At 47.0% G+C, this 22,113-nt stretch carries 20 protein-coding genes; 13 read left to right on the forward strand and 7 right to left on the reverse strand.

Annotation, left to right across the window (positions count from 1 at the left end):
• Positions 1-143 precede the first annotated feature (143 nt).
• Entirely contained in the window at positions 144-1,760 is a 1,617-nt protein-coding gene (locus QUA50_RS01050; protein ID WP_333258564.1) for a family 10 glycosylhydrolase, read from the forward strand.
• A gap of 228 nt (positions 1,761-1,988) precedes the next feature.
• Here the strand turns inward: QUA50_RS01050 and QUA50_RS01055 are convergent, their stop codons facing one another.
• The 3 genes from QUA50_RS01055 to dusB form a co-directional block, all read right to left on the reverse strand.
• Positions 1,989-2,639, reverse strand: coding sequence for an NAD(P)H-dependent oxidoreductase (locus tag QUA50_RS01055; RefSeq protein ID WP_333258566.1), 651 nt, complete (start codon positions 2,637-2,639; stop codon positions 1,989-1,991).
• A 160-nt stretch (positions 2,640-2,799) separates the two neighbouring features.
• Positions 2,800-3,720, reverse strand: coding sequence for an ornithine carbamoyltransferase (argF, locus tag QUA50_RS01060; RefSeq protein WP_333258568.1), 921 nt, complete (start codon positions 3,718-3,720; stop codon positions 2,800-2,802).
• 98 nt (positions 3,721-3,818) lie between these two features.
• Entirely contained in the window at positions 3,819-4,829 is a 1,011-nt protein-coding gene (gene dusB, locus QUA50_RS01065) for a tRNA dihydrouridine synthase DusB (RefSeq protein ID WP_333258570.1), read from the reverse strand.
• A gap of 463 nt (positions 4,830-5,292) precedes the next feature.
• Here dusB and QUA50_RS01070 point away from each other — a divergent pair, with 463 nt between their 5' ends.
• On the forward strand, positions 5,293-6,885 hold the full coding sequence (locus QUA50_RS01070) for a glucose-6-phosphate isomerase (RefSeq protein WP_333258572.1): 1,593 nt from the start codon (positions 5,293-5,295) through the stop codon (positions 6,883-6,885).
• 72 nt (positions 6,886-6,957) lie between these two features.
• Positions 6,958-7,698: a response regulator transcription factor gene (locus QUA50_RS01075; RefSeq protein ID WP_333258575.1), complete on the forward strand. Its 741-nt coding sequence runs from the start codon at positions 6,958-6,960 to the stop codon at positions 7,696-7,698.
• Between the two features lie 10 nt (positions 7,699-7,708).
• Here QUA50_RS01075 and QUA50_RS01080 read toward each other — a convergent pair whose 3' ends face one another.
• From QUA50_RS01080 to murC, 4 genes are all read right to left on the reverse strand, one after another.
• Positions 7,709-8,197, reverse strand: a complete 489-nt coding sequence (locus tag QUA50_RS01080; protein ID WP_333258577.1) for a low molecular weight protein-tyrosine-phosphatase — start codon at positions 8,195-8,197, stop codon at positions 7,709-7,711.
• Positions 8,198-8,473: 276 nt separating this feature from the next.
• Positions 8,474-8,824 carry a YbaB/EbfC family nucleoid-associated protein gene (locus QUA50_RS01085; RefSeq protein WP_015178392.1) on the reverse strand — a complete coding sequence of 117 codons (351 nt, stop codon included), beginning with the start codon at positions 8,822-8,824 and terminating at the stop codon, positions 8,474-8,476.
• 62 nt (positions 8,825-8,886) lie between these two features.
• Entirely contained in the window at positions 8,887-9,843 is a 957-nt protein-coding gene (murB, locus tag QUA50_RS01090; RefSeq protein ID WP_333258579.1) for a UDP-N-acetylmuramate dehydrogenase, read from the reverse strand.
• 150 nt (positions 9,844-9,993) lie between these two features.
• Complete coding sequence (gene murC / locus QUA50_RS01095; RefSeq protein WP_333258581.1) at positions 9,994-11,550, reverse strand: UDP-N-acetylmuramate--L-alanine ligase; 1,557 nt, start codon at positions 11,548-11,550, stop codon at positions 9,994-9,996.
• 966 nt (positions 11,551-12,516) lie between these two features.
• Here murC and nadD point away from each other — a divergent pair.
• The 10 genes from nadD to QUA50_RS01145 all read left to right on the forward strand — a co-directional run bounded on the left by nadD (position 12,517) and on the right by QUA50_RS01145 (position 22,084).
• Positions 12,517-13,233 (forward strand): nicotinate (nicotinamide) nucleotide adenylyltransferase, encoded by a 717-nt coding sequence (gene nadD / locus QUA50_RS01100; protein WP_333258583.1) that lies wholly within the window; start codon positions 12,517-12,519, stop codon positions 13,231-13,233.
• Between the two features lie 191 nt (positions 13,234-13,424).
• Positions 13,425-14,444, forward strand: coding sequence for a type I glyceraldehyde-3-phosphate dehydrogenase (locus QUA50_RS01105; protein WP_333258584.1), 1,020 nt, complete (start codon positions 13,425-13,427; stop codon positions 14,442-14,444).
• Between the two features lie 340 nt (positions 14,445-14,784).
• On the forward strand, positions 14,785-15,744 hold the full coding sequence (locus QUA50_RS01110) for a GDP-mannose 4,6-dehydratase (protein ID WP_333258586.1): 960 nt from the start codon (positions 14,785-14,787) through the stop codon (positions 15,742-15,744).
• 89 nt (positions 15,745-15,833) lie between these two features.
• A complete protein-coding gene (gene rfbF, locus QUA50_RS01115) occupies positions 15,834-16,610 on the forward strand; it encodes a glucose-1-phosphate cytidylyltransferase (protein WP_333258587.1) in 777 nt (258 codons plus the stop codon).
• Positions 16,607-17,605, forward strand: a complete 999-nt coding sequence (locus QUA50_RS01120) for a GDP-mannose 4,6-dehydratase (protein WP_333258589.1) — start codon at positions 16,607-16,609, stop codon at positions 17,603-17,605. The genes rfbF and QUA50_RS01120 overlap by 4 nt, the downstream gene beginning before the upstream one ends.
• Before the next feature lie 67 nt (positions 17,606-17,672).
• Positions 17,673-18,905 carry a class I SAM-dependent methyltransferase gene (locus QUA50_RS01125; RefSeq protein ID WP_333258591.1) on the forward strand — a complete coding sequence of 411 codons (1,233 nt, stop codon included), beginning with the start codon at positions 17,673-17,675 and terminating at the stop codon, positions 18,903-18,905.
• Complete coding sequence (gene rfbC / locus QUA50_RS01130; protein ID WP_333258593.1) at positions 18,902-19,435, forward strand: dTDP-4-dehydrorhamnose 3,5-epimerase; 534 nt, start codon at positions 18,902-18,904, stop codon at positions 19,433-19,435. The genes QUA50_RS01125 and rfbC overlap by 4 nt, the downstream gene beginning before the upstream one ends.
• Positions 19,432-20,352 (forward strand): NAD(P)-dependent oxidoreductase, encoded by a 921-nt coding sequence (locus QUA50_RS01135; RefSeq protein ID WP_333258595.1) that lies wholly within the window; start codon positions 19,432-19,434, stop codon positions 20,350-20,352. Before rfbC ends, QUA50_RS01135 begins: the two co-directional genes overlap by 4 nt.
• Positions 20,353-20,559: 207 nt before the next feature.
• Entirely contained in the window at positions 20,560-21,138 is a 579-nt protein-coding gene (locus QUA50_RS01140; RefSeq protein WP_333258737.1) for a TylF/MycF/NovP-related O-methyltransferase, read from the forward strand.
• Between the two features lie 181 nt (positions 21,139-21,319).
• Positions 21,320-22,084 (forward strand): CmcI family methyltransferase, encoded by a 765-nt coding sequence (locus QUA50_RS01145; RefSeq protein WP_333258597.1) that lies wholly within the window; start codon positions 21,320-21,322, stop codon positions 22,082-22,084.
• The last annotated feature ends 29 nt before the right edge of the window (positions 22,085-22,113 follow it).

The following is a 22,113-nucleotide window of genomic DNA, read 5'->3' on the forward strand; positions in this document are numbered from 1 at the left end:
GTGCGTGAAGTGCAGCTATCCCGTAGGGAATCGCCAGTGCAGTTTATTTTCGCCCAAACTTTCACCCTTGTGCGAAAATGTCAAGCGGACGCTCAAACCAAAAGTCCGTAAAGGACTGTTAAACGCTCTCTCACACATTTCTGATGCCTAAACCCAAAACATTCTTTTTGTCAAGCTTGTTCCTGATTGGCTTAACAATTAGTTTTCTGCTGACTCCTGGTTGGTTATCAAACTGGTTCCCAAACCGCGCTAACGCACTTATGCCCCCGCCAACCCAAACCGCCGAATTTCGCGCCTTCTGGGTGGACGCATTTAATCCAGGCTTCAAAACACCTCAAGAAGTCACAAAACTGATCGCAGACGCGCAGCGGGCAAATGCCAACGCGATCGTCGCCCAAGTCCGCCGCCGTGGCGATGCTTTTTACACGAGTGCGATCGAACCCCGCACCCTCGATCCCAACGTTCCCCCCGGTTTCGATCCCCTGCAAGATTTGATTGACAAAGCCCACGCCGCAGGCATTGAAGTACACGCTTGGATGGTGACGCTGCCCGTGGTTTCGGGCAGCAAACTTCCCGCCGGTCACGTTTGGCAACAACACGGGCCCAATGCCCCCGGCAGCGAGAATTGGGCGATGCTGACTTACGGTGGGGAAGCCCAAGGCTATCTCGATCCCGGTCATCCAGACGCCGTAGATTATACTGTTTCCGTCTATTTGGACTTGCTGAAGCGCTACGATGTGGACGGCGTACAGTTGGATTACGTGCGCTACGGGGGGCCGACTTGGGGCTACAATCCGACTGCGATCGCCCGTTTCAATCAGCAAACAGGTCGATCGGGCAAACCCGCACCCACAGATCCCGCGTGGATGCAGTGGCGGCGCGACCAGGTGACAAATTTAGTGCGGAAGCTTTATGTAGAAAGCCTCGCGATTAAACCCCGCGTTAAAATTACCGCCGCCACGATCGCCTGGGGAGACGGCCCGAAAAACGATGCAGGGTGGTATCAAACGCAGCCTTACAAAGAAGTATTGCAGGATTGGCGCGCTTGGCTGGAAGAAGGGATTGTAGACATGGCGATGCCGATGACTTACCAGCGCGAGTACAAACGGCAGCAAAAACTCGCTTACGACAACTGGATCGAGTACGCCAAAGACCACCAGTACAACCGCCAAATTGCGATCGGCCCCGGCAATTACCTCAACTACATCGAAGACACTCTAGGCCAGATTCGTCGCGCTGAACAGCCCTCTGCGAAAGGAAATCACGTCGCAGGTACGGTGCTCTATTCCTACGCTAGCAGCAACGTCTACACGAATGTGGAACTGCGATCGGGCGGTAGCGGTGATTTGCCCCGCCAGCCTTGGAAATACGTTCCCCAAAGCAACGATTTGTTTTACACCGCGCTTTCGCAGCCGAGTCAATACGTTGATGCTGCCACGGGCAAAACCTATGAAACTCAGCCTGTGTGGGCGACAGCAGCAGCGGTTCCCGATATGCCTTGGAAGTCGCGGCCGACTACAGGTGCGATCGCCGGAAATTTGCAGCGGTGCGCTCAAACTTGCGACGGTGCGAGCTTGACATTGCAGTCGATCGATGCTGCGGGCAAGGTGCGCCAACTGCGCGCGGATGGTAAAGGATGGTTTGGGGCGATCGAGCTTTCTCCGGGAACTTATCAGTTGAAAGTTGACGGAAGTCAAATTCAACAAACAGTTAATGTTGCTGCGGGCGAAGTTGCAAAAATGAATTTCGGAGCCTCTTAATCACTTTTTAGGGTGCGCGGAGGTGCGCTATTGCGATCGACTTACAGCGTAGGCCGGGTTTATAGAACCCATTTAGGATCTTTTTGTTGTCTCACAAGCCTTTGAGGTATCTAGGTTGTATCTGGTTTGATGCCTGTTAGCTTGAAGTCCTGACACTGGTATTAAATCCTCTGGTAAAACCCTCCCCTCAAAACCATATAGTTCGCTCAAGAAGATACCAAATGGGTTCTATAAAGTTTCTAAGATTTCTGACTTAGGGAATCTTACTTTTGCGAGTGAAGCATACTTATCTGCTTCAGAGCGATAGCCAGCCGCACAAGCGACGACGGTAGTAAAGCCTTTTGCAGAAAGACCCAACAGGCGATCGTAATTGACAGGTTCAATTCCTTCCATTGGACAGGTGTCAACACCAAGCAATGCAGCACTGGTCATAAAGTTGCCCAGTGCAATATAAGTTTGGTGCGTTGACCATTGATTGATATTAAAACTGCGGGCACCATCAACCAAGTCACTGACGATTAGATTCCGATATCCGGCCATTGCCTCTACAGTCCCGCCTCGCACCTCGGCAGTGCGGGCAACAAAGCGATCGACATCCTCGGCAGTGAGATTCTTTTTAATCGCGAACACGACATAATGAGAGCAATCAGTAACCTGTGACTGATTCCAGGAGAGAGGCTTGAGCTGTTCTTTAAGTTCCGAGCTGGTGATAATCAGAAATTTCCAAGGTTGAAGCCCATAAGAAGATGGTGTTAACACTAACGCATCTTCTAAAGCCGTCCAGATTTCTGGAGCAATTGTTTTGGCTGGATCGAACTGTTTGGTGGCATATCGCCATTTGAGATTTTCGAGTAAGTCTGTCGTAGTGATGTGATTCATTTCTTTTACTTAAGAGATTGCAATTAATCATGGTTGAAACGGATAATTGCAGGCTAGTTGCAAATAATCCTGGTTCAAATGAAATGATAACGGAAGCGGTCTGCAAAAAGTAGCGAGCAGGTAGATTCGAGCCCCCGACAGAGTAATTTTTACGTAATTCTTAATCGCTTTCGAGAATGCTCGCCAGCAAAGCTTGCTGAGCGTGCATCCGATTTTCTGCCTGATCCCAAACGCGCGATTGACTGCCTTCAATCACTGCATCGGTAATCTCTTCATCGCGGTGCGCCGGCAAACAGTGCAGTACAATTGCATTCTTATCTGCCAATTCTACCAGTTGTTCGTTGACTTGAAAAGGCTCAAACAAAGGAATCCTGCTTTTCGCTTCCTCTTCCTGTCCCATACTCGCCCAAACATCGGTATAAATCACTTGAGCGTTTTTCACAGCGGCTGTCGCATCAGCAGTCACCGTAACTTCGGTGTTTCCGTTAGCAATTGCCTGCGCTTTTTCCACAATCTCAGGATTGGGCATAAAATCTTGAGGGCAAGCAATTCTTACGTTCATCCCTGTCATTGCACAGCCCAACATCAGGGAATTTGCCATGTTGTTACCGTCGCCCAAATAAGTCAGCGTCAATCCTTCCAGCTTGCCAAAACACTCTTTAACTGTCAGCAAATCCGCCAGCACTTGACAGGGGTGTTCGTCATCAGTCAGCGCATTAATCACAGGAATTTTGGCATAGTTAGCAAAAGTTGCTAAATCCTTTTGATCGAAAGTCCGAATCGCCAAAATGTCTAAATACCTGTCTAAAACCCTGGCTGTATCTACCAAAGGTTCCCCGCGACTGACTTGTGTAACGTTGGGATTGAGGTCAATCACTTGCCCTCCCAATTTGTACATTGCAACTGTAAAACTCACCCGCGTTCGCGTTGAAGCTTTGGAAAACAACAAGCCGAGAACTTTATTGCGTTTCAGCTTGACCATTCCCGATTTCAAACTGGCTGCTAGATCCAGCAAATAATTTAATTCGTCAATGCTTAAATCTGCCAGACTTAATAAATCTCGCCCTTTTAAGGAATCCATGCTTTCCCCCACACACAAATTTTTAACTGTGTCTTAAATCTTAGCCCGCAGAGGTAATTTTGTTTCTGTAACCCCTAGTTGACATCTGCGGGTAAGATTTATGCGGGCAATTGCTCGATCGCCCGATCGATCGAATCGCAACCTTGTTCAACCGTTTCTACCACAGCCAACACGCCCCGCAATTCCCCAGCGCCGGGGAAACCCTTAGCATACCAGGTTAAGTGCTTGCGCGCTTGGCAGACACCGCTTTCACCTTTATATTCCCACAAAGCCCGCAAATGTTCCTTAGCACATTCGAGCCGTTCAATTGGTGTCGGAGCTATCTTTTCCACACCAGTTTTCAAGAAATAATCAACTTCTCCAACCAAAAAAGGATAGCCCAATGTTCCCCGCGAACACATCACTCCATCGGCGCCGGTTTCTTCCAGACATCGCATCGCTGCTTCCACTGAAAAAATATCCCCGTTAGCAATAACTGGAATCGATAAAACTTCTTTCACGCGACGAATCCACTCCCATTTTGCCGGGCCGGTGTAACCTTGCGATCGAGTGCGGCCGTGCACGGTAATCATTTTTGCTCCCGCATCTTCCATCCGCTTGGCAAATTCCAAAATATTAATTTCTTTGTCAGTCCAACCAATCCGAGTTTTGACCGTCACAGGAACATCTACCGCTTCCACAACAGCCCGCACAATTGCCTCGGCCGTTTCCGGATCTCGCAGCAGGGAAGAACCGCCGCCGTTTTTAGTAATTTTGTTAACCGGACACCCCATATTAATATCAACAGTATCCGCTCCTTCTGCCACTGCTTTCTGGGCCGCTTCTGCCAAGAAATCCGGCCGGCAGTCAAACAATTGAATGCTAATCGGGCGCTCGTTCGGGTCAACTTCCATAATTCTCGGCAGTTGCTTCACGTAGTGCAAACCCGTAGCGTTTACCATTTCCGTGTACATCATCGAATCCGGCGCGTAGCGGCGCACCAGGCGGCGAAATACCAAATCGGTAACGCCGGATAAGGGCGATTGCAGGACGCGGCTTTTAACTTCAAAATCGCCGATTTTGAGCGGAGTTGATAATTTTTCTTTTAATTCGGGAGATAGAGCAAGCATAGTCGATCGCACTTTAATTCTAATATCTGTATATTATACTACACTTCCGATAGTTGACCGTGGTTAACTATATTTTTAGCCGATTATTGAGTGACAGCTAAAAGTATATTTAACCTCACCGCAATACCTATTTTACAGAACCCGATCGCCCGAATTTGAATATTGTCAAATCATGGCCCAAACGCCAACCCCGACCACAGTTAAATCTCTGTGCCATTTCGATCTATCTATGGGGTGTGACCATTAATGAGGGATCTACCTACTAAGACTGTTGCCCAAGTCATATTTTTATTGTTTAATTCTGCCGAATGCTCTGACTGCCTTCTGTTCCGGCTGCCTTCAGACGATTAATGGTTAAATTTATTGAGATTCTGCAAAAGCCGTACATCAGATCGTTTTAAACTACAATTGGTGGATTCCTGACGACCCCGATCGAACATTAAAAAAATTGTAGAGAATTCCTATGGACGCCGCAGCACTCTGGCAACGCTATCAAGACTGGCTTTACTATCACGATGGATTGGGACTTTACCTCGATATCAGCCGCATGGGATTCGACGACGCTTTCGCAGCAGCACTGAAGCCCAAATTTGACAAAGCTTTCAAAGACATGGCAGCTTTAGAAGCAGGTGCGATCGCCAATCCCGACGAAAACCGCATGGTGGGCCACTACTGGCTGCGAAACCCCGATTTAGCTCCCACTCCAGAATTAAAACAAGAAATAGTCGAAGTAATATCACAAGTCGAAACATTTGTCAAGAAGGTGCAAAACCGCGATATTAAACCGCCCTTTGCTCCGCAATTTACCGACATAATTTCGATCGGCATCGGCGGTTCCGCCCTCGGCCCCCAATTTGTCGCTGAAGCTTTATCCCCAGACATTCCGCCCTTAGCAATACATTTTATCGACAACACAGATCCGGCTGGGATCGATCGAGTCCTTAACAAAATCAAAGACAAACTCGCCAGCACCCTAGTAATTACTATCTCCAAATCCGGCGGCACCCCCGAACCCCGCAACGGGATGATTGAAGTTCAAAAAGCCTTCGCCGCCCAAAAATTGGATTTTGCCAAACAAGCAGTTGCCATCACCGGAGTTGACAGCCAACTAGACAAATTAGCCAAATCCGAAGGCTGGATTGGCAGCTTCCCAATGGCAGATTGGGTGGGAGGGCGCACTTCCGAATTGTCAGCAGTCGGACTTTTGCCAGCAGCTTTGCAAGGCATCGACATTCGGGCGATGCTCGACGGCGCTAAAGTGATGGACGAAGCGACCAGAATTCCCGACATTAAAAACAATCCCGCCGCCCTGTTAGCCATGAGTTGGTATTTTGCCTGCAACGGACGCGGCGAAAAAGACATGGTAGTTTTGCCTTACAAAGACTCCCTGCTATTGTTCAGCCGCTATTTGCAGCAATTAGTCATGGAATCTCTAGGCAAACAGCAAGATTTAGACGGCAACACAGTTCATCAAGGAATCGCAGTTTACGGCAACAAAGGCAGCACCGACCAACACGCCTACGTTCAGCAACTGCGAGACGGAGTGCCGAATTTCTTCCTAACATTTATCGAAGTTTTGCAAGACAGGCAAGGCATTTCCCCAGAAGTAGAAACAGGCGTCACTTCGGGAGATTATTTGTCTGGTTTGTTGCAGGGAACTCGACAAGCTTTGTACGAAAATCACCGAGATTCCATTACTGTCACAATTCCCCAAGTCAACCCGGAGACAGTAGGAGCATTAATCGCCCTCTACGAAAGAGCCGTAGGTTTTTACGGTTCCTTGGTAAATGTCAATGCCTATCACCAGCCAGGGGTTGAAGCAGGCAAAAAAGCAGCCGCTGCTGTATTGGACTTGCAGCAACGGGTACTGCAACTGCTCAAAGACGCCCAAAAACCTCTGTCTGTCGCAGAAATAGCCAAAAAAGCAGGAAAGCCAGAGCAAATCGAGACAATTTACAAAACTCTGCGGCATTTGGCAGCAAACGGGCGCGGCGTAGCTTTGGAGGGAACATTAGGGCAGCCTGCTACTTTAACAGCAAGTTATAAACAGAATTAAACAGTAGAATTAAAAATTAAAAGTGACTAATTTCACTTTTAATTTTTAAGGTTTAATTTTAAAATTCCCCTCATGCCCTTGACGATTCTGGTTGCTGACGACGATTTCGCTACTCGCTTGTCGATTACCGATTATCTGGAAATTACCGGATACTCTGTAATCCCTGCTGAGAATGGCAAAGAAGCTTTAGGTTTGGTAGAGGAATTTGGGCCCCACTTGATTGTTACCGACATTACAATGCCCGAGATGGATGGCTACGAATTCGTGCGGCGAGTTCGGACACGTCCCGCTTTCCGGTTGCTGCCGGTGATTTTTTTGACGGAACGCACGAGCACGCAGGAACGGATTCGCGGCTATCAGATGGGGTGCGACAATTATCTGGCTAAGCCTTTTGAACTCCAAGAATTGGGGGCGGTAATTCGCTCTTTGCTCGATCGCTACGCTCTAATCGCTCAGGCACCGTCTCATTCCCCGGAACCCGAACCAATGCCAACAGAGGCACGCAGCAGAGCCAATGACAAGCCAGAAGCAGATTTTTTAACTCAAAAGTCAAACACAGGCGATTCCCTACGGGATAGCTCCGCCGCGCGTGCATCTCCCAGCCAAAATGCTCCGAGTTTGACTCAGCGAGAGCGACAAGTGCTAGATTTGCTGACAGAAGGTCTTTCTAATATTCAAATAGGCTCCACACTCCACCTCAGCCCTCGAACTGTCGAAAAGCACGTCAGCAGCTTGTTCAGAAAAACTGACAGCAACAACCGTGCAGAACTCGTTCGCTTTGCGATGGAACACCATTTAGTCGGTAATTGGTAATTGGTAACTGTTAATTGGTAATTGTTAATTTTTCCTGATTGATAACGTACTCCAACAAACCCGCTTGAGCATCGTGCAGCAAATCAATTACCAGATCGAATCCCTCCGGGCCGCCGTAGTAAGGATCTGGCACTTCTTTAAGGTCGTATTTCTGGCAAAAATCGCACATCAGCCGCACTTTATCTTTATACTTTCCAGCCGCATCCAGGGCAAGAATATTGCGATAATTGTCCCGATCCATAGCCAGAATCAAATCAAAATTTTCAAAATCTTTCCTGGTAAATTGGCGGGCTTCGCCTAGCAATTCAATGTCTCGCTTCCGCGCCGCCAATGCCATCCGCCTGTCAGGGGGGCTGCCAATGTGATAGCTAGCAGTTCCAGCCGAATCGCAGGTGATGCGATCGCTCAAACCAGCTTGTTCAATTAAGTGATTCATAATATTTTCTGCTGAGGGCGATCGGCAGATATTTCCGAGACAGACAAATAATAATTTAGTCATTAGTTAGTAGTGATTAGTTATGAATTATTAGTTATTAGTCAGTCAACAGTCAACAGTGCTAATTTGTAGCTAATTTGTAGGGTGCGTCGCTTTCAGAGTCAATCTGCAAGTTCCATCAAACATGGAGCCGCGACGCACCTTACCATCGCTAATTTGTAGGGTGCGTCGCTTTCAGAGTCAATCTGCAAGTTCCATCAAACATGGAGCCGCGACGCACCTTACTGTAGCGGTTTTCCAGAAAGTTTAATCAGTCAACAATTGACTGAGGACTAATGACTAACCGAAACCGGGGAGATTTAGTCCGCCGGTGAGTTCTTCCATTTTCTCCCGCATCGTCATCGTAGACTTAGCGTAAGCATCCTGCATCGCCACCGTGACGAGTTCAGAAACCACCTCAGCACCTTCACCGAGGGCATCCGGCGAGATTTCCACGCGGCGGGGTTCTTGGTTGCCGCTGAGAAAAACCTTGACCAAGCCGCCGCCGGCAGTTCCCTCAATTTCCATTACATCCAACTCTTCTTGGAGCTTTTTAGCTCCTTCTTGAACCTGCTGAGCTTTTTTGAAAGCTTCAGTCAGTTCTTTCATTTTTCCCAGGCCGAAGCCAAATCCTTGTCCTGATTTTGTCATAACTACTTTGTGATGGTGTGTGGGCTGGCAGTCTGCCGTTTCCGTATTACTTCAATGATGCCTTAGAAGGGAAACTCTCCCAGTATTCTAACTTCTGGCTCCAACAACAGCGACCACCGCTGCTCGACTTGCTGTTGAACGTGGCGGATCACTTGAAAAATATCATTGGCCGTTGCCGACCCGCAGTTAAGAATAAAATTAGCATGGCGCTGAGCCACTTGTGCGCCGCCGATCTGATATCCCTTCAGTCCCGCTTGTTCGATGAACCAACCTGCCGTCTTGGGGCCGGGGTTGCGGAAGACTGAGCCGCAGCTCGGTAAGTGGTAAGGTTGAGTTGTCCGCCGCTGGCTGAAATGGTCATTAGTTTCTGCCATTACTTGCGATCGGTCGAATCCCGGCTGCAACTGGAAAGTCGCTTCTGTTACCAGCCGATCGCCCCCTTGCAGCACCGATGTCCGGTAGCGGTACTCCAACTCTTGGGGAGTCAGAATTTCCACCTTGCCACTAGGAGATAAGACGCGAGCGTTGACTAGAATATCAGCAGTACAGCCCCTGTGAGCGCCTGCATTCATCACCACAGCCCCTCCCACGGTACCCGGTATGCCGACTGCCCATTCTAGGCCTTTCCAGCCCCGTTTAGCCGCCAACCAAGCAAGGCGGGGAATTGACTCCCCCGCCCCGGCTGTAAGTTGACCTGTTTCTGCATTAAAATTCACCTGTTTCAGGTAGCGAGTGCCGACGACCAAACCGGACAAACCCCGATCGCTCACCAACAGATTAGAACCCGCACCCAGCAGAGTCACGGGCATCCCTTCATCGTGTGCCCAGGCAAAACTCGCTTGCAAAGCCTCTATGCTGCGGGGAGCAACGTACCACTCGGCCGGGCCGCCGACTCGGAAGGAAGTCAGGCCAGAGAGCGAAACTTGGGAGTTAATCTTGCAATCAGTTCCCCGCAAAGAAATAGGAGAATACACTCGCCGATTGTCCTTAACAGAGGAGTCATTCGAGATAGTCACCATCTTGAAAATCCTTAAAAATACCTTCGCTCGAAGACGTGGTTGAAAATCCATTTAGCTAACTTATGTCACCCCTTTGAGCGAGCCGTCCGACGGTAGTTTCGGCACGACGTGCCATGCCATAATGTCGATCGACTCTACTCAGTTGGCGAGCTAATCGGGGCGATCGGCTTGTTGATAAAAAGCCATAACCTCTGGAATAATCTGATTCAGATTACCAGCGCCCAAAAACAGAGCCAAATCCCCCGGTTGCAGATTTTTGGTTAAAAACTTAGTGACTGACTCTAAAGAAGGCGCAAACTCAACATCTCGGCCTTCTTTAGCAATCAAATCAGCAACCTGCTGCCCGCTAATCTCTCCTAAATTCGGTTCCCCAGCACTATAAATATCGCAAGCCACAACCAAATCAGCATCCCCAAAAGATTGAGCAAATTCTGGCAAAAATGTCAGAGTCCGGCTGTAACGGTGGGGTTGAAAAATTGCAACCACTCTTCGGGATTTGGGATTTTTTTCGCTACCTTCGATACGCAAGCGAGCGGCCGCCAAGGTGACGCGAATTTCGCTAGGATGGTGAGCGTAGTCGTCCACAAACAGGATGTCATTGTGAAAACCCCGCACCTCAAAACGGCGGCGAGCTCCTTCAAAGCCAGCAATCGCTTTGGCAATCGCCGAAAACTCTAACCCCAACAATCGGCCCACTGCTACCGCAGCTAGTGCATTGCTGAGATTGTGTGTGCCCAGCAACTTCAACTCCATTTCCCCCAGGAAAGCTCCTCGTTCCCAAATCCGGGCCTTAGTGCTTTCTGCCCCGTACTCCACGCCCGAAGCCGTGTAGTCAGCACCGCTGTCCGGCTGCAAGCTATAACTGACATTAGGCTGAAGGCAATCTTTGACGATTTGGTCGTCAATGCAGCCCACCAAGCTTTGACAGTTTTGGGCAAACACCTTAAATGTGTCTATTACCTGGTCAAGGGTATCGTAATGGTCTGGATGATCCAGTTCCACGTTCGTTACGATGCCAATTTTGGCTACCAGCTTGACGAGAGAACCGTCGGATTCATCAGCCTCGGCAACTAAGTAGGGGCCTTCCCCCAAACGGGCATTGCCTTCCCAAGCATTTACCTCGCCTCCTACCACGATCGTCGGGTCTAGACCCGCAGCCATCAGCATGAAGCCGATTAAGCTGCTAGTAGTAGTTTTGCCGTGAGTCCCGGCTACGGCTATGCTTTGGTAATCTTGAATTAACGCTGCCAACACATCCGATCGGTGAAAAATCGGACAGCCCAAATCTAAAGCAGCTCGATATTCGGCATTGGCTGGGTGAATAGCCGTCGAACATACTACTTGGGGCAATCCCCCAATTGCTTGGGCGCTTGAACCGTTGCCGTTCAATTGGACAGCTTCGGCTGTCGCGACAGAAGTCCCTACCGTACCCGCGACTATCGAGGATACTGCTCTTTCCTGTTGCCCGCAGTCGGGACTGCTACCGTTAAGGGCCGTTTCAAATAATTCAAAATTGCTGGCGTCTTGACTCCAAAAAATATGAGCTCCCATTCCTTGCAAGCGCTCGGTTATGTGACTCGATTTTATGTCGGAGCCGTACACAGGCAACTTGCGTTTAGCTAGAATGTAGGCAAGGGCTGACATCCCAATCCCACCAATGCCGATGAAATGAAATGGTCTACCGCTAAAATCAACAGAACTCGGCATCTTTGCTCCTCACACACCACACCACGCCAATAACACGCGATATCATATCAAGAATTGTTTTTTCAGGATACAGTTCGCTAGAGATTTTGTACAAAATTCTCTGCGTGTCCCTAGATTGGAGGGACTTGTAGAGATGTTTGTCTTGTATCCTATATGACTTAGTACCGAGTAGTTTTCCGGAACAGTCACAGCTCGAAAATTGCAGGTAACAGAAAACGGGGTCTGGGGTCGGGGCCAATAGACTAATTTTGGGTGGTTGCATACTCCTGCATTCTTTCTATTTCTATCCGCCTGCTGTGCTGGGATACGGCAGCAAAAGCCCCACAACCTTTCTACCAAGATTGAGGGTAAAACCCATAAGGATTTACAAACACTACCACGAACAACAAAATTTCGCTCATTTTGTAGTCATTTATCTACTGCTACGGTCATTATTTCTTGAAAGTGAGAGATTGACACGATCGCAGCTATAGTATATATTCTTACTTTATTGTATGTATACAAGTTATTGTGGAGTTAGTCGAAATAGTCGCAAAGCCATCGATCGAACCAAATCATTGGTTCGATAGAGAAGCCGACCGACGCTCTTGGCAGTCCTTAAAATTTTTACCACTGCGCTAAGTATATCTACCCTCAAAACTTTTTCGGTCGCCCACAAACGAATGCTCAGGCGGTCGATAGCAAAACGAGAAACAAGTTGGGATTAATATTGGCAAGGTTAATCATCCAGTCCCGCACCCACTCCGACCCTCAGAACCGGGTTTTTTAAGTCTTATTCAAGGTTTGAACGAATTAAGGGGGTTGAAAAAACCGGTCTCAGCGTCCAGGACGGTCGTCGAAACTAGGGTCGTCCTGGGGTTTGTCCCCGATGTAAAGCGAGAGTTTTCTAATAAACGAGCTTACGGTTAAAAGTGTATAAACATAAAATTGGCGCGATGTCTGTATTAATCCTGATTTTGGGGAAATATGGGAAAAATAGCGATTTTGGGGGGGACTTTTGACCCGGTTCACTGGGGTCACGTGTTGGTAGCCGAGACGGCTGCAAGTCAATTTGCTCTCGATCGAGTCATTTGGGTACCCGATCGCTCTCCTCCTCACAAAGAGCGCCCGGATTTGGCAAGTTTTGAGCGGCGGCGGGAAATGCTTGCTTTGGCGATCGCCCATCGCCCAGACTTTGTAATTTCGCCCCTGTCGGCAAATCCCTCCGACAGTTCTTTTGCGATCGACACCCTGCTGTATTTGCAAAAATTGTATCCCGGCGATCGTAGCTGGTACTGGATTATTGGTAGCGACGCACTCCTTACTCTTCCCAAATGGCACCGGTGCAGCGAAATTGCCCGGTTGTGCGACTGGTTGGTGGCCCCGCGTCCGAGTCAGGGATCTCCAGAGACAGCAGAAAGCGGGGAGATTGGGGGACTGTCCGAGTGGGGAGATTGTCCGGGTGGAAAACCCCTCAATTCCGGGGGAGACAGGATGCAGGTTCAGGCAAATGCTGTGGACCGGCGAGTTGCCGAACAAATGGCTCTTTTGGACGTGGAAATTCGCTGGGAGGTGCTTTCCATGCCTGCGATCGAGATTTCGTCAAGCCACATCCGCCGCTGCTGCGCCGAAAGGATCGACCTCCGCTACTTAGTCCCGGAAGTTGTAGGAACTTATATTGCGGCCCATCAGCTTTACCAGTAAGCAGCGGCAGAAAGCCGAATCCCTTCTGCCTTGCAAATTCTGCCTTCTAGAAAAGTTCCAGCTTTTTTGATAAACACAAAAAGTTAGAAAGGATCGACCTTTGCGATATGATCTTGTCTCATAAGTCAATTCTTAAATTTTTCCAAAATTTAAGCCTAAGCTAAGGGCTGCCATCGTTAGGAGGTACTAAAGTGATTCGAGTCGCGATCAATGGTTTTGGACGTATCGGGCGCAGTTTTGCGCGCTGCTGGTTGGGCAGAGAAAACAGCCAGCTAGAGTTGGTAGCTATTAATGACACTTCCGATCCCAGAAGTAATGCTCACTTGCTCAGATACGATTCCATGATGGGAACGTTGAAGAATGTGGACATCAGTGCGGATGAAAATTCCATTACCCTAAATGGGAAGACAGTTAAATGCGTGAGCGATCGCAACCCGCTAAACTTGCCTTGGAAAGATTGGGGTATTGATCTGATTATTGAATCGACCGGCGTCTTCGTTGACCAAGCTGGTGCATCGAAGCATATCACTGCCGGCGCTAAAAAAGTGCTAATTACCGCTCCCGGCAAGGGTTCTGAAGTTGGCACTTACGTGATGGGAGTCAACGACGACACCTACAAGCACAGTGACTACACGGTCATCAGCAATGCTAGCTGTACTACCAACTGTCTGGCTCCTGTACTGAAAGTGCTGCACGAAAATTTTGGCATCGTCAAAGGCATGATGACCACTACTCACAGCTATACTGGCGACCAGCGCTTGCTGGATGCCAGCCACCGCGACTTGCGGCGGGCCCGAGCGGCAGCAATGAATATTGTGCCGACTTCTACCGGAGCGGCCCAAGCTGTGGCTTTGGTGATTCCTGAATTGAAGGGCAAGTTAAACGGTATTGCCATGCGCGTGCCGACTCCCAATGTGTCCGTAGTTGATTTTGTGGCTCAGGTAGAGAAAAAGACTTTTACCGAGCAAGTAAATCAAGTGTTCAAAGAAGCTGCCTCTGGCTCCATGAAAGGGATTTTGGAGTACAACGATTTGCCTTTAGTTTCATGCGACTATCGCGGCAGCGATGCTTCTTCGATTCTGGATTCCAGCTTGACGCTGGTGATGGACGGCGACATGGTGAAGCTGTTGGCTTGGTACGACAATGAGTGGGGCTACAGTCAGCGGGTGGTTGACTTGGCTGAATTGGTCGCCGAACGTTGGGAAGCCTAGTACCCGAAGGCAGAAGGCATTAGTCATTCGGCAGAAGGTAAAAATCCTGATATTTTGTACTTTTGAGTCGATTTCTAGCTGACTAGCGATCGCACAGGTGGGCAGAAACCGGGTTTTTTCACCCAAATATAGGGTTCCAACCCTTAGTATCGGTAAAAAACCCGGTTTCTTTAGTCCCCGGAACAATTCCTAAAATTTGTTGGTATTAAGCGCCTAAACTCGCTCTGCTAAGGCTTCGGAAAATCCCAAATATTAAAAATCATCAAAATTACGACTGTAAAAGTTAAACAACTGGAAAAATAGCAACAGCTACGGTACAGTGTTGAAAACAAAATGTGATATGAAAAAAGCGTTAATTAGTGGTATATCAGGTCAGGATGGAGCTTATTTAGCTAAACTGTTGCTCGATCGAGGTTATGAAGTTTGCGGCACTTCAAGAGACGCCCAAATTTCTAGTTTCGGAAACCTGGCCCGTTTGGGCATCCGAGACAGAGTAAAACTAGAATCCATGTCTCTCAACGATTTTCGCAGCGTCTTGCAAGTGCTTGCCAAAATAGAGCCAGATGAGGTGTACAATCTAGCAGGTCAAAGTTCCGTCGGTCTGTCTTTTGAACAACCCGTAGAAACCCTCGAAAGCATTGCCACAGGCACATTGAATCTCTTAGAAGCAATTCGGTTTACAGGCGGAAAAATCAAACTTTACAACGCCAGTTCCAGCGAATGTTTTGGGGATACCCGAGGCAATCCAGCCGATGAAAATACGCCTTTTCGCCCCAGAAGTCCTTACGCGGTGGCGAAAGCAACGGCATTTTGGGAAGTAGCGAATTATCGGGAAGCGTACAATTTGTTTGCGTGTTCGGGTATTTTGTTCAATCACGAGTCGCCGCTGCGGCCGGAGAGGTTCGTTACTCAAAAAATTGTATCTGTTGTGTGCCGAATTGCTGCGGGTAGTTCCGAAAAACTGCATTTGGGTAATATTTCCGTCCAGCGGGACTGGGGTTGGGCGCCGGAATATGTGGAGGCGATGTATTTGATGTTGCAGCAGGAAGAACCGGACGATTATGTAATTGCCACGGGTGTAACCTATCCTTTGGAAGAATTTGTGAAAACAGCGTTTGTTGCTGCGGGTTTGGATTGGCAGGAACATTTAGTAACGGATGCGAGTCTTTACAGACCGACGGAGATTGCTGTAGGGAGGGGAAATCCGGGTAAGGCGAAGCAAAAGTTAGGGTGGGAGGCGAAGTATAAGATGCCTGATGTGGTGCGGATGATGGTGGAAGCGAAAATGGGTAAAGTTTGAGGATTTTTTCAGAAAATATAGCTCTTTGTTGCAATAAATACCTGTTGTGAATTATCAGCGGTTGTGTACCCTTTTCAAGATGTGAAACAATGCAAGTAGTTATATTAGCCGGCGGTTTGGGGACACGTCTCCGAGAAGAAACAGAATTTCGTCCTAAGCCCTTAGTTGATGTGGGCGGGCGTCCGATTCTCTGGCACATTATGAAGACCTATGCCCATTACGGTTTCCGGGACTTTATTGTATGTTTGGGCTATCGCGGCAACATGATTAAGGAGTATTTCCTGAATTATGAAGCGATGAATAATGATTTTACTATTTGTTTGGGTCGCCAGAATTGCATTACTTATCACGAGGATCATAAAGAACAAGATTTTAAGGTGACACTGGCGGAAACTGGATCGGACACTATGACTGGGGGGCGGGTAAAACGTGTGGAGAAATACATTACTGATGATACCTTTATGGTGACATACGGTGATGGAGTTGCTGATATCGATATTGGAGCTTTGGTGGATTTTCATAAGGCTCATGGTAAGCTGGCAACTGTTAGTACAGTTCGTCCGATATCCCGATATGGTATTTTAGATGTGGACAGCCAAGGCAAAGTTCTGGAATTCACCGAAAAACCTCAAATAGATGGCTGGGCTAGTGCGGGATTTTTGATACTTCACCGCAGCATATTTGAGGATTTGAGCGGGGATGATTGTTTTTTTGAGCGAGAGCCACTTGAGCGGTTAGCGGCGGAAGGACAATTGATGGCGTACCGCCACGAAGGTTTCTTTTTTGCGATGGATACTTACCGCGAGTATAAATATTTGAACGAACTTTGGGATAATGGAGAGGCTCCTTGGAGGGTGTGGGAATGAGCGAATTTTGGCGCGATCGATCGGTATTGGTGACAGGTTGCACTGGCCTTTTGGGTAACTGGTTAGTGGCTGAGTTGCTGGAAAGAGGAGCCTTGGTAACGGGATTAGTCCGTGACTTGGTACCCCAATCCCGACTTTATGCTGGAGAGTGGTATCGGCAAATTAATACCGTTCGCGGTTGTGTAGAAGATTTACCAACGGTAGAACGAGCGATTAATGAGTATGAAGTAGATACGGTGTTTCACTTAGCAGCTCAGACAATTGTGGGAGTTGCAAATAGAGAGCCGCTGGCAACTTTTGAAACGAATATTAAAGGCACTTGGAATATTCTAGAAGCTTGTCGCCGGGTTGGAGGTGTGAGTCGAATTGTCATAGCATCCAGCGATAAAGCGTATGGAGACCAGCTTGTGTTGCCTTACAGCGAAACAACTCCCCTGCAAGGAGAACACCCTTATGATGTTTCTAAAAGCTGTGCCGATTTAATCAGTCGGACTTATTATGTTACCTATGGTTTGCCGGTTTGCATTACTCGCTGTGGAAACTTTTACGGCGGCGGAGACTTAAATTTTAATCGGATTGTTCCGTCTACAATTCGATCGGCATTACGAGACAAGCCGGTAGTCATCCGCAGTGATGGCACTTTTATCCGGGACTATTTCTATGCGAAAGATGGGGTTTTAGCTTATCTCCATTTGGCAGAGCAAATGGATAGGAAAGAAATTTTGGGAGAGGCGTTTAATTTTAGCAACGAATTGCAAATTTCAGTGCGCGGCATGGTAGATAAGGTTTTGGAATTGATGGACAAGACTCATTTAGAGCCTGTCGTATTGAATCGGGCAAAGAATGAAATCAAACATCAGTATCTCTCGGCAGATAAGGCGCGAAAAATGCTCGGTTGGGAGTCTAAGTATCCTCTAGAAGAAGGGTTGAAAGAAACAATTGAATGGTATAAAAACTTTTTGAGGGAGGAAAACACCTGTGTCATCAGCGTGTGATGGAGGGTTTCTGTGACTGGGGTTTTAATTTTCTTTCTCTTATTGGATAGTCAAGGGGGCTAATTCGGTGCCATCTAAATGTCGTTTTTGCAGTCACTCATTGGAGCATACTTTTGTAAATCTGGGGATGTCGCCGCTGGCGAATGCTTTTCTATCTCAACAGCATCTGAATTGTGCAGAGAAATTTTATCCGCTTCATACTTATGTCTGCAGCAATTGTTTTTTAGTGCAGTTAGAAGAGTTTGAATCCCCGGATAGTATCTTTAGCGATTATGCTTATTTTTCTTCCTATTCAGACTCTTGGCTGCGCCACGCCAAGAATTACACGGATTTGATGGTGGAGCGCTTTGGATTTGACGAAACCAGTCAGGTAATTGAACTCGCTAGCAATGATGGCTACTTACTCCAGTATTTTCAGCAGAAAGGAATTCCCGTATTGGGGATTGAACCTGCTGCAAATGTAGCTAAGGTGGCTGAGGAAAAAGGGATTCCAACTTTAGTCAAGTTTTTTGGCGTGGAAACAGCTAAAGAGTTGGTTTCACAAGGCAAACAGGCAGATTTGTTGCTGGGAAATAATGTGTTGGCTCATGTGCCTGACTTGAACGATTTTGTGGCGGGGATGAAAATTCTCCTGAAACCAAACGGCGTCTTGACAATGGAGTTTCCTCATGTATTTCAATTAATTAAAGACAATCTATTTGACACGATTTACCACGAGCATTTCTCTTATTTTTCGCTGTTGACGGTTGAGAAAGTTTTTGCAAGTCACGGTTTAACTTTGTTTGATGTGGAGGAATTACCGACCCACGGCGGTTCTCTGCGGATCTACGGGAGGCATGAGGATTTTGAGAGTATAGCAGTTGGCGATCGTATTTCCCAACTGAAAGCTAAGGAAGTGCAAGCAGGGCTAAATCAGATTGAAATTTATGCAGGATTTTGCGAACAGGTTAAGTTTACGAAGCGCCAAATGCTCAGTTTCCTAATTGAGGCCAAAAACCAGGGCAAATCAATTGCGGGCTACGGTGCGCCGGCGAAGGCTAATACGCTGCTGAACTATTGCGGTATCCGCACGGATTTAATTGATTATACGGTGGATTTAAGCCCGCACAAGCAAGGTTTGTTTTTGCCGGGAACTCAGATTCCGATATATCATCCAGATAAAATTCGGGAGACTAAACCGGATTATTTGGCTATCTTGCCTTGGAACATTAAAGATGAGATAGTAAGTCAGATGGATTATATCCGCGAGTGGGGAGGTAAGTTTGTGGTGCTGGTTCCTCAAGTGGAGGTAATAGGGTGAAGTTTACTGAAACGAAGCTTAAGGGAGCTTATGTTATTGAGGTAGAGCCCCTAGCAGATGAGAGGGGATTTTTTGCCCGCAGTTGGTGTCAAAAGGAGTTTGCAGAACATGGTTTGAATCCTAACCTCGTGCAGTGCAATATTTCTTTTAACCTGAAAAAAGGTACTTTGCGGGGGATGCACTACCAGGCTAAACCTCACGAGGAAGCGAAGTTGGTTAGATGTATCAAAGGGGGAATTTATGATGTAATTATAGATTTGCGTCCCGATGCTCCTACTTTTCAAGAGTGGTTTGCAGTAGAGCTAAACTCGGAAAATCGCAAGATGATATATATTCCTGAAGGTATGGCTCACGGCTGTCAAACTTTGGCAGATAATACGGAAGTTTTTTACCAGATGTCGGAATTTTATTATTCTGAATTAGCAAGGGGAGTGCGGTGGGACGATCAGACTTTTAGTATTGATTGGCCGGAGATATCTCAGCGCGTGATTTCGGAAAAAGATCGAAGTTTCCCGGATTTTGTGTTATGAAAAAAGTCCTGGTTACCGGTGCGGGGGGTTTTGTTGGCAGGCACTCGCTAAAGACGCTGGTGGAACGAGGGTTTGAGGTTCATGCTGTCGCTTCTAAGACTTTGCCGACTGTCAATTCGGATTGTACTTGGCATCTGGCAAATTTGTTAGACTATACATCCATTAGGGAGTTAGTTTGTCAAGTAAAGCCAACATATTTGTTGCACTTTGCCTGGTGTTATACGGTACCTGGACAATACTGGAAATCTGAGGAGAACTTTTTGTGGGTGCAGGCTAGTTTAGAATTATTGAGGCAATTTCGAGAGCAAGGGGGCCAAAGAGTAGTGATGGGCGGAACCTGCGCCGAGTATGATTGGAAGTATGGTTATTGCTCGGAATTTATAACGCCGAGAAATCCAGATACTCCCTACGGTATTTGTAAAAAAGCTTTGCAGGAGATTGTGAATTCCTATTCCGAGACGACAAACCTCAGCAGTGCTTGGGGACGTATTTTCTTTCCCTACGGTGCTTACGAGTACCCAAATCGGCTGGTTTCTTCAGTCATTCTTTCTCTGTTAAAGGGAGAGCCTGCTCGCTGCTCTCACGGTAATCAAATCCGCGATTTTCTGTATGTACAGGATGTGGCTGATGCTTTTGTGGCTCTTTTGGAGAGTGAGGTGACGGGTGCTGTTAATATTGGATCGGGACGGCCGATCGCCATTAAAGATGTTGTTTATAAAATAGCAGATATAATCGGGCGATCGGATTTAATTCAGTTAGGTGCTATTCCGTCGCCTCCGAAAGAAACACCTTTGTTAGTGGCTGATGTGACTCGTTTATCTAATGAGGTGGGTTACTTTTCGCAGTTTGACTTCGAGACCAGTTTGAGGGAAACTGTGGATTGGTGGAAAAACACACTATTTCCATCTGTGTATTGACTTAATTTAATTAAATGGAGCTTTTCTTTAATATCATCAAACAAATATGGGTATAATGAAGGTGGTTTAACAACAGTTACTAATTGTGATTTTCTTTCCGATCCGCTTTTTTATGATTCTTATGAGCTGGGTATTAGTACACTCACTAGAGTTGGTGGAAAACGAAATCCCAATTTTTTTGCATATGATAGATACCGTGTTTATGTTATTTGTTGGGCGGCAAGTCAAGCCAAGAACTTGCTCGGTGATTTTGTAGAATGTGGTGTTAATACAGGCTTTTTATCTAGGGCGGCTATGAATTACATAGGTTTTGAAAAATTGCCCCAGAAGAAATTTTATTTACTAGACACATTTTGTGGTATTCCTGCCGAACAAATTTCTGAGAACGAGAAAACTTTTGGGATCAGCGATCATAACAGCATCTACGCTCAAGACATTTACCCAGAAGTTAAAGAGATATTTAAAAATTTTGAGCGATGTATTATTATCCAAGGAAAAGTTCCAGATACGTTAAATAAAGTGGATTCTGAAGCTATTTGTTACTTGTCAATTGACATGAATTGTGCAGAGCCAGAAAGGGCAGCAATGGAATACTTATGGGATAAGCTTGTGCCTGGTGCGATCGTTATTTTTGACGATTATGGATTTCCCGGATATATCAACTCAAAACTGACCCATGATGATTTTGCTGAATCAAAAGGAACATCAATACTGACTCTACCTACTGGTCAAGGGCTGTTAATCAAGCCCATCAAATTAACTAAAGTTAAGTATTTCGTGTCATAAACTTATTCACAAGGAAAATAACCTAGTTTAGAGGTTGGGTGGAAGAAGGTAACCCAACCTGTATTAAAATTGGGCTAAAGTCGGGTTCAAAAATTCGGGCAGCTTCCAGAATTTGACTCAGATACTGGATTAAAACAGATTATAATCTGGTGGAACCAACAATTAAACTTGAGGAATGAGTATGAAATTAACAATTGATACAGAGAACCAAAACTTACTTCAAGAAGTGGAGGGAAGACAAAAAGTTATTCCCCTTTACTCCAAGGAGGCTTTTGAACTCATTTCTCACTACTGGCTGAAATTAGGCTGGAATCAAAAATATACCTATACATTTAGCTGGCTGGGACGGCCAATCATTCAACTCCCTGAAGACATGATTCGGATTCAGGAAGTTATCTATCAGGTTAAACCCGATGTAATTATTGAAACCGGGGTGGCTCACGGTGGCTCGCTGATTTATTATGCTAGCCTTTTTAAAGCAATGGGCAAAGGTAGGGTTGTAGGAGTTGATATTGAAATTCGCCCCCACAATCGCAAGGCTATAGAGGAACACGAACTGTCATCGTTCATTACTTTAGTGGAAGGTAGTTCTACAGATACCAGTATTGTAGATCGGGTGAAAAAACTGGTAAGTCCAGGGGAGACTGTCTTGGTGAGTCTTGACTCATGTCACACAAAACAGCACGTTGCTGACGAGTTAGAGGCTTATTGTAGTTTGGTGACACCAGGCTCCTATATAATTGCCACCGATGGGATTATGAAGGATTTGGATGATGTGCCACGGGGAAATCCTGAGTGGAAGTGGGATCATCCTACTGCCGCGGCGGCTGAGTTTGCAGAAAAACATCCAGAGTTTGTATTGGAGCAACCTCAATGGCCGTTTAGTGAGAGTGATTTGACGGAGAATGTGACTCACTGGCCGGGGGCTTGGTTGCGGAGGCTGTGAGGAAAGTGCGGGTAAACAGGGATGGAAAT

The sequence above is a fragment of the Microcoleus sp. M2_D5 genome, from assembly GCF_036701935.1.
In the GTDB taxonomy this organism is placed as follows: Bacteria; Cyanobacteriota; Cyanobacteriia; order Cyanobacteriales; family Microcoleaceae; genus Microcoleus.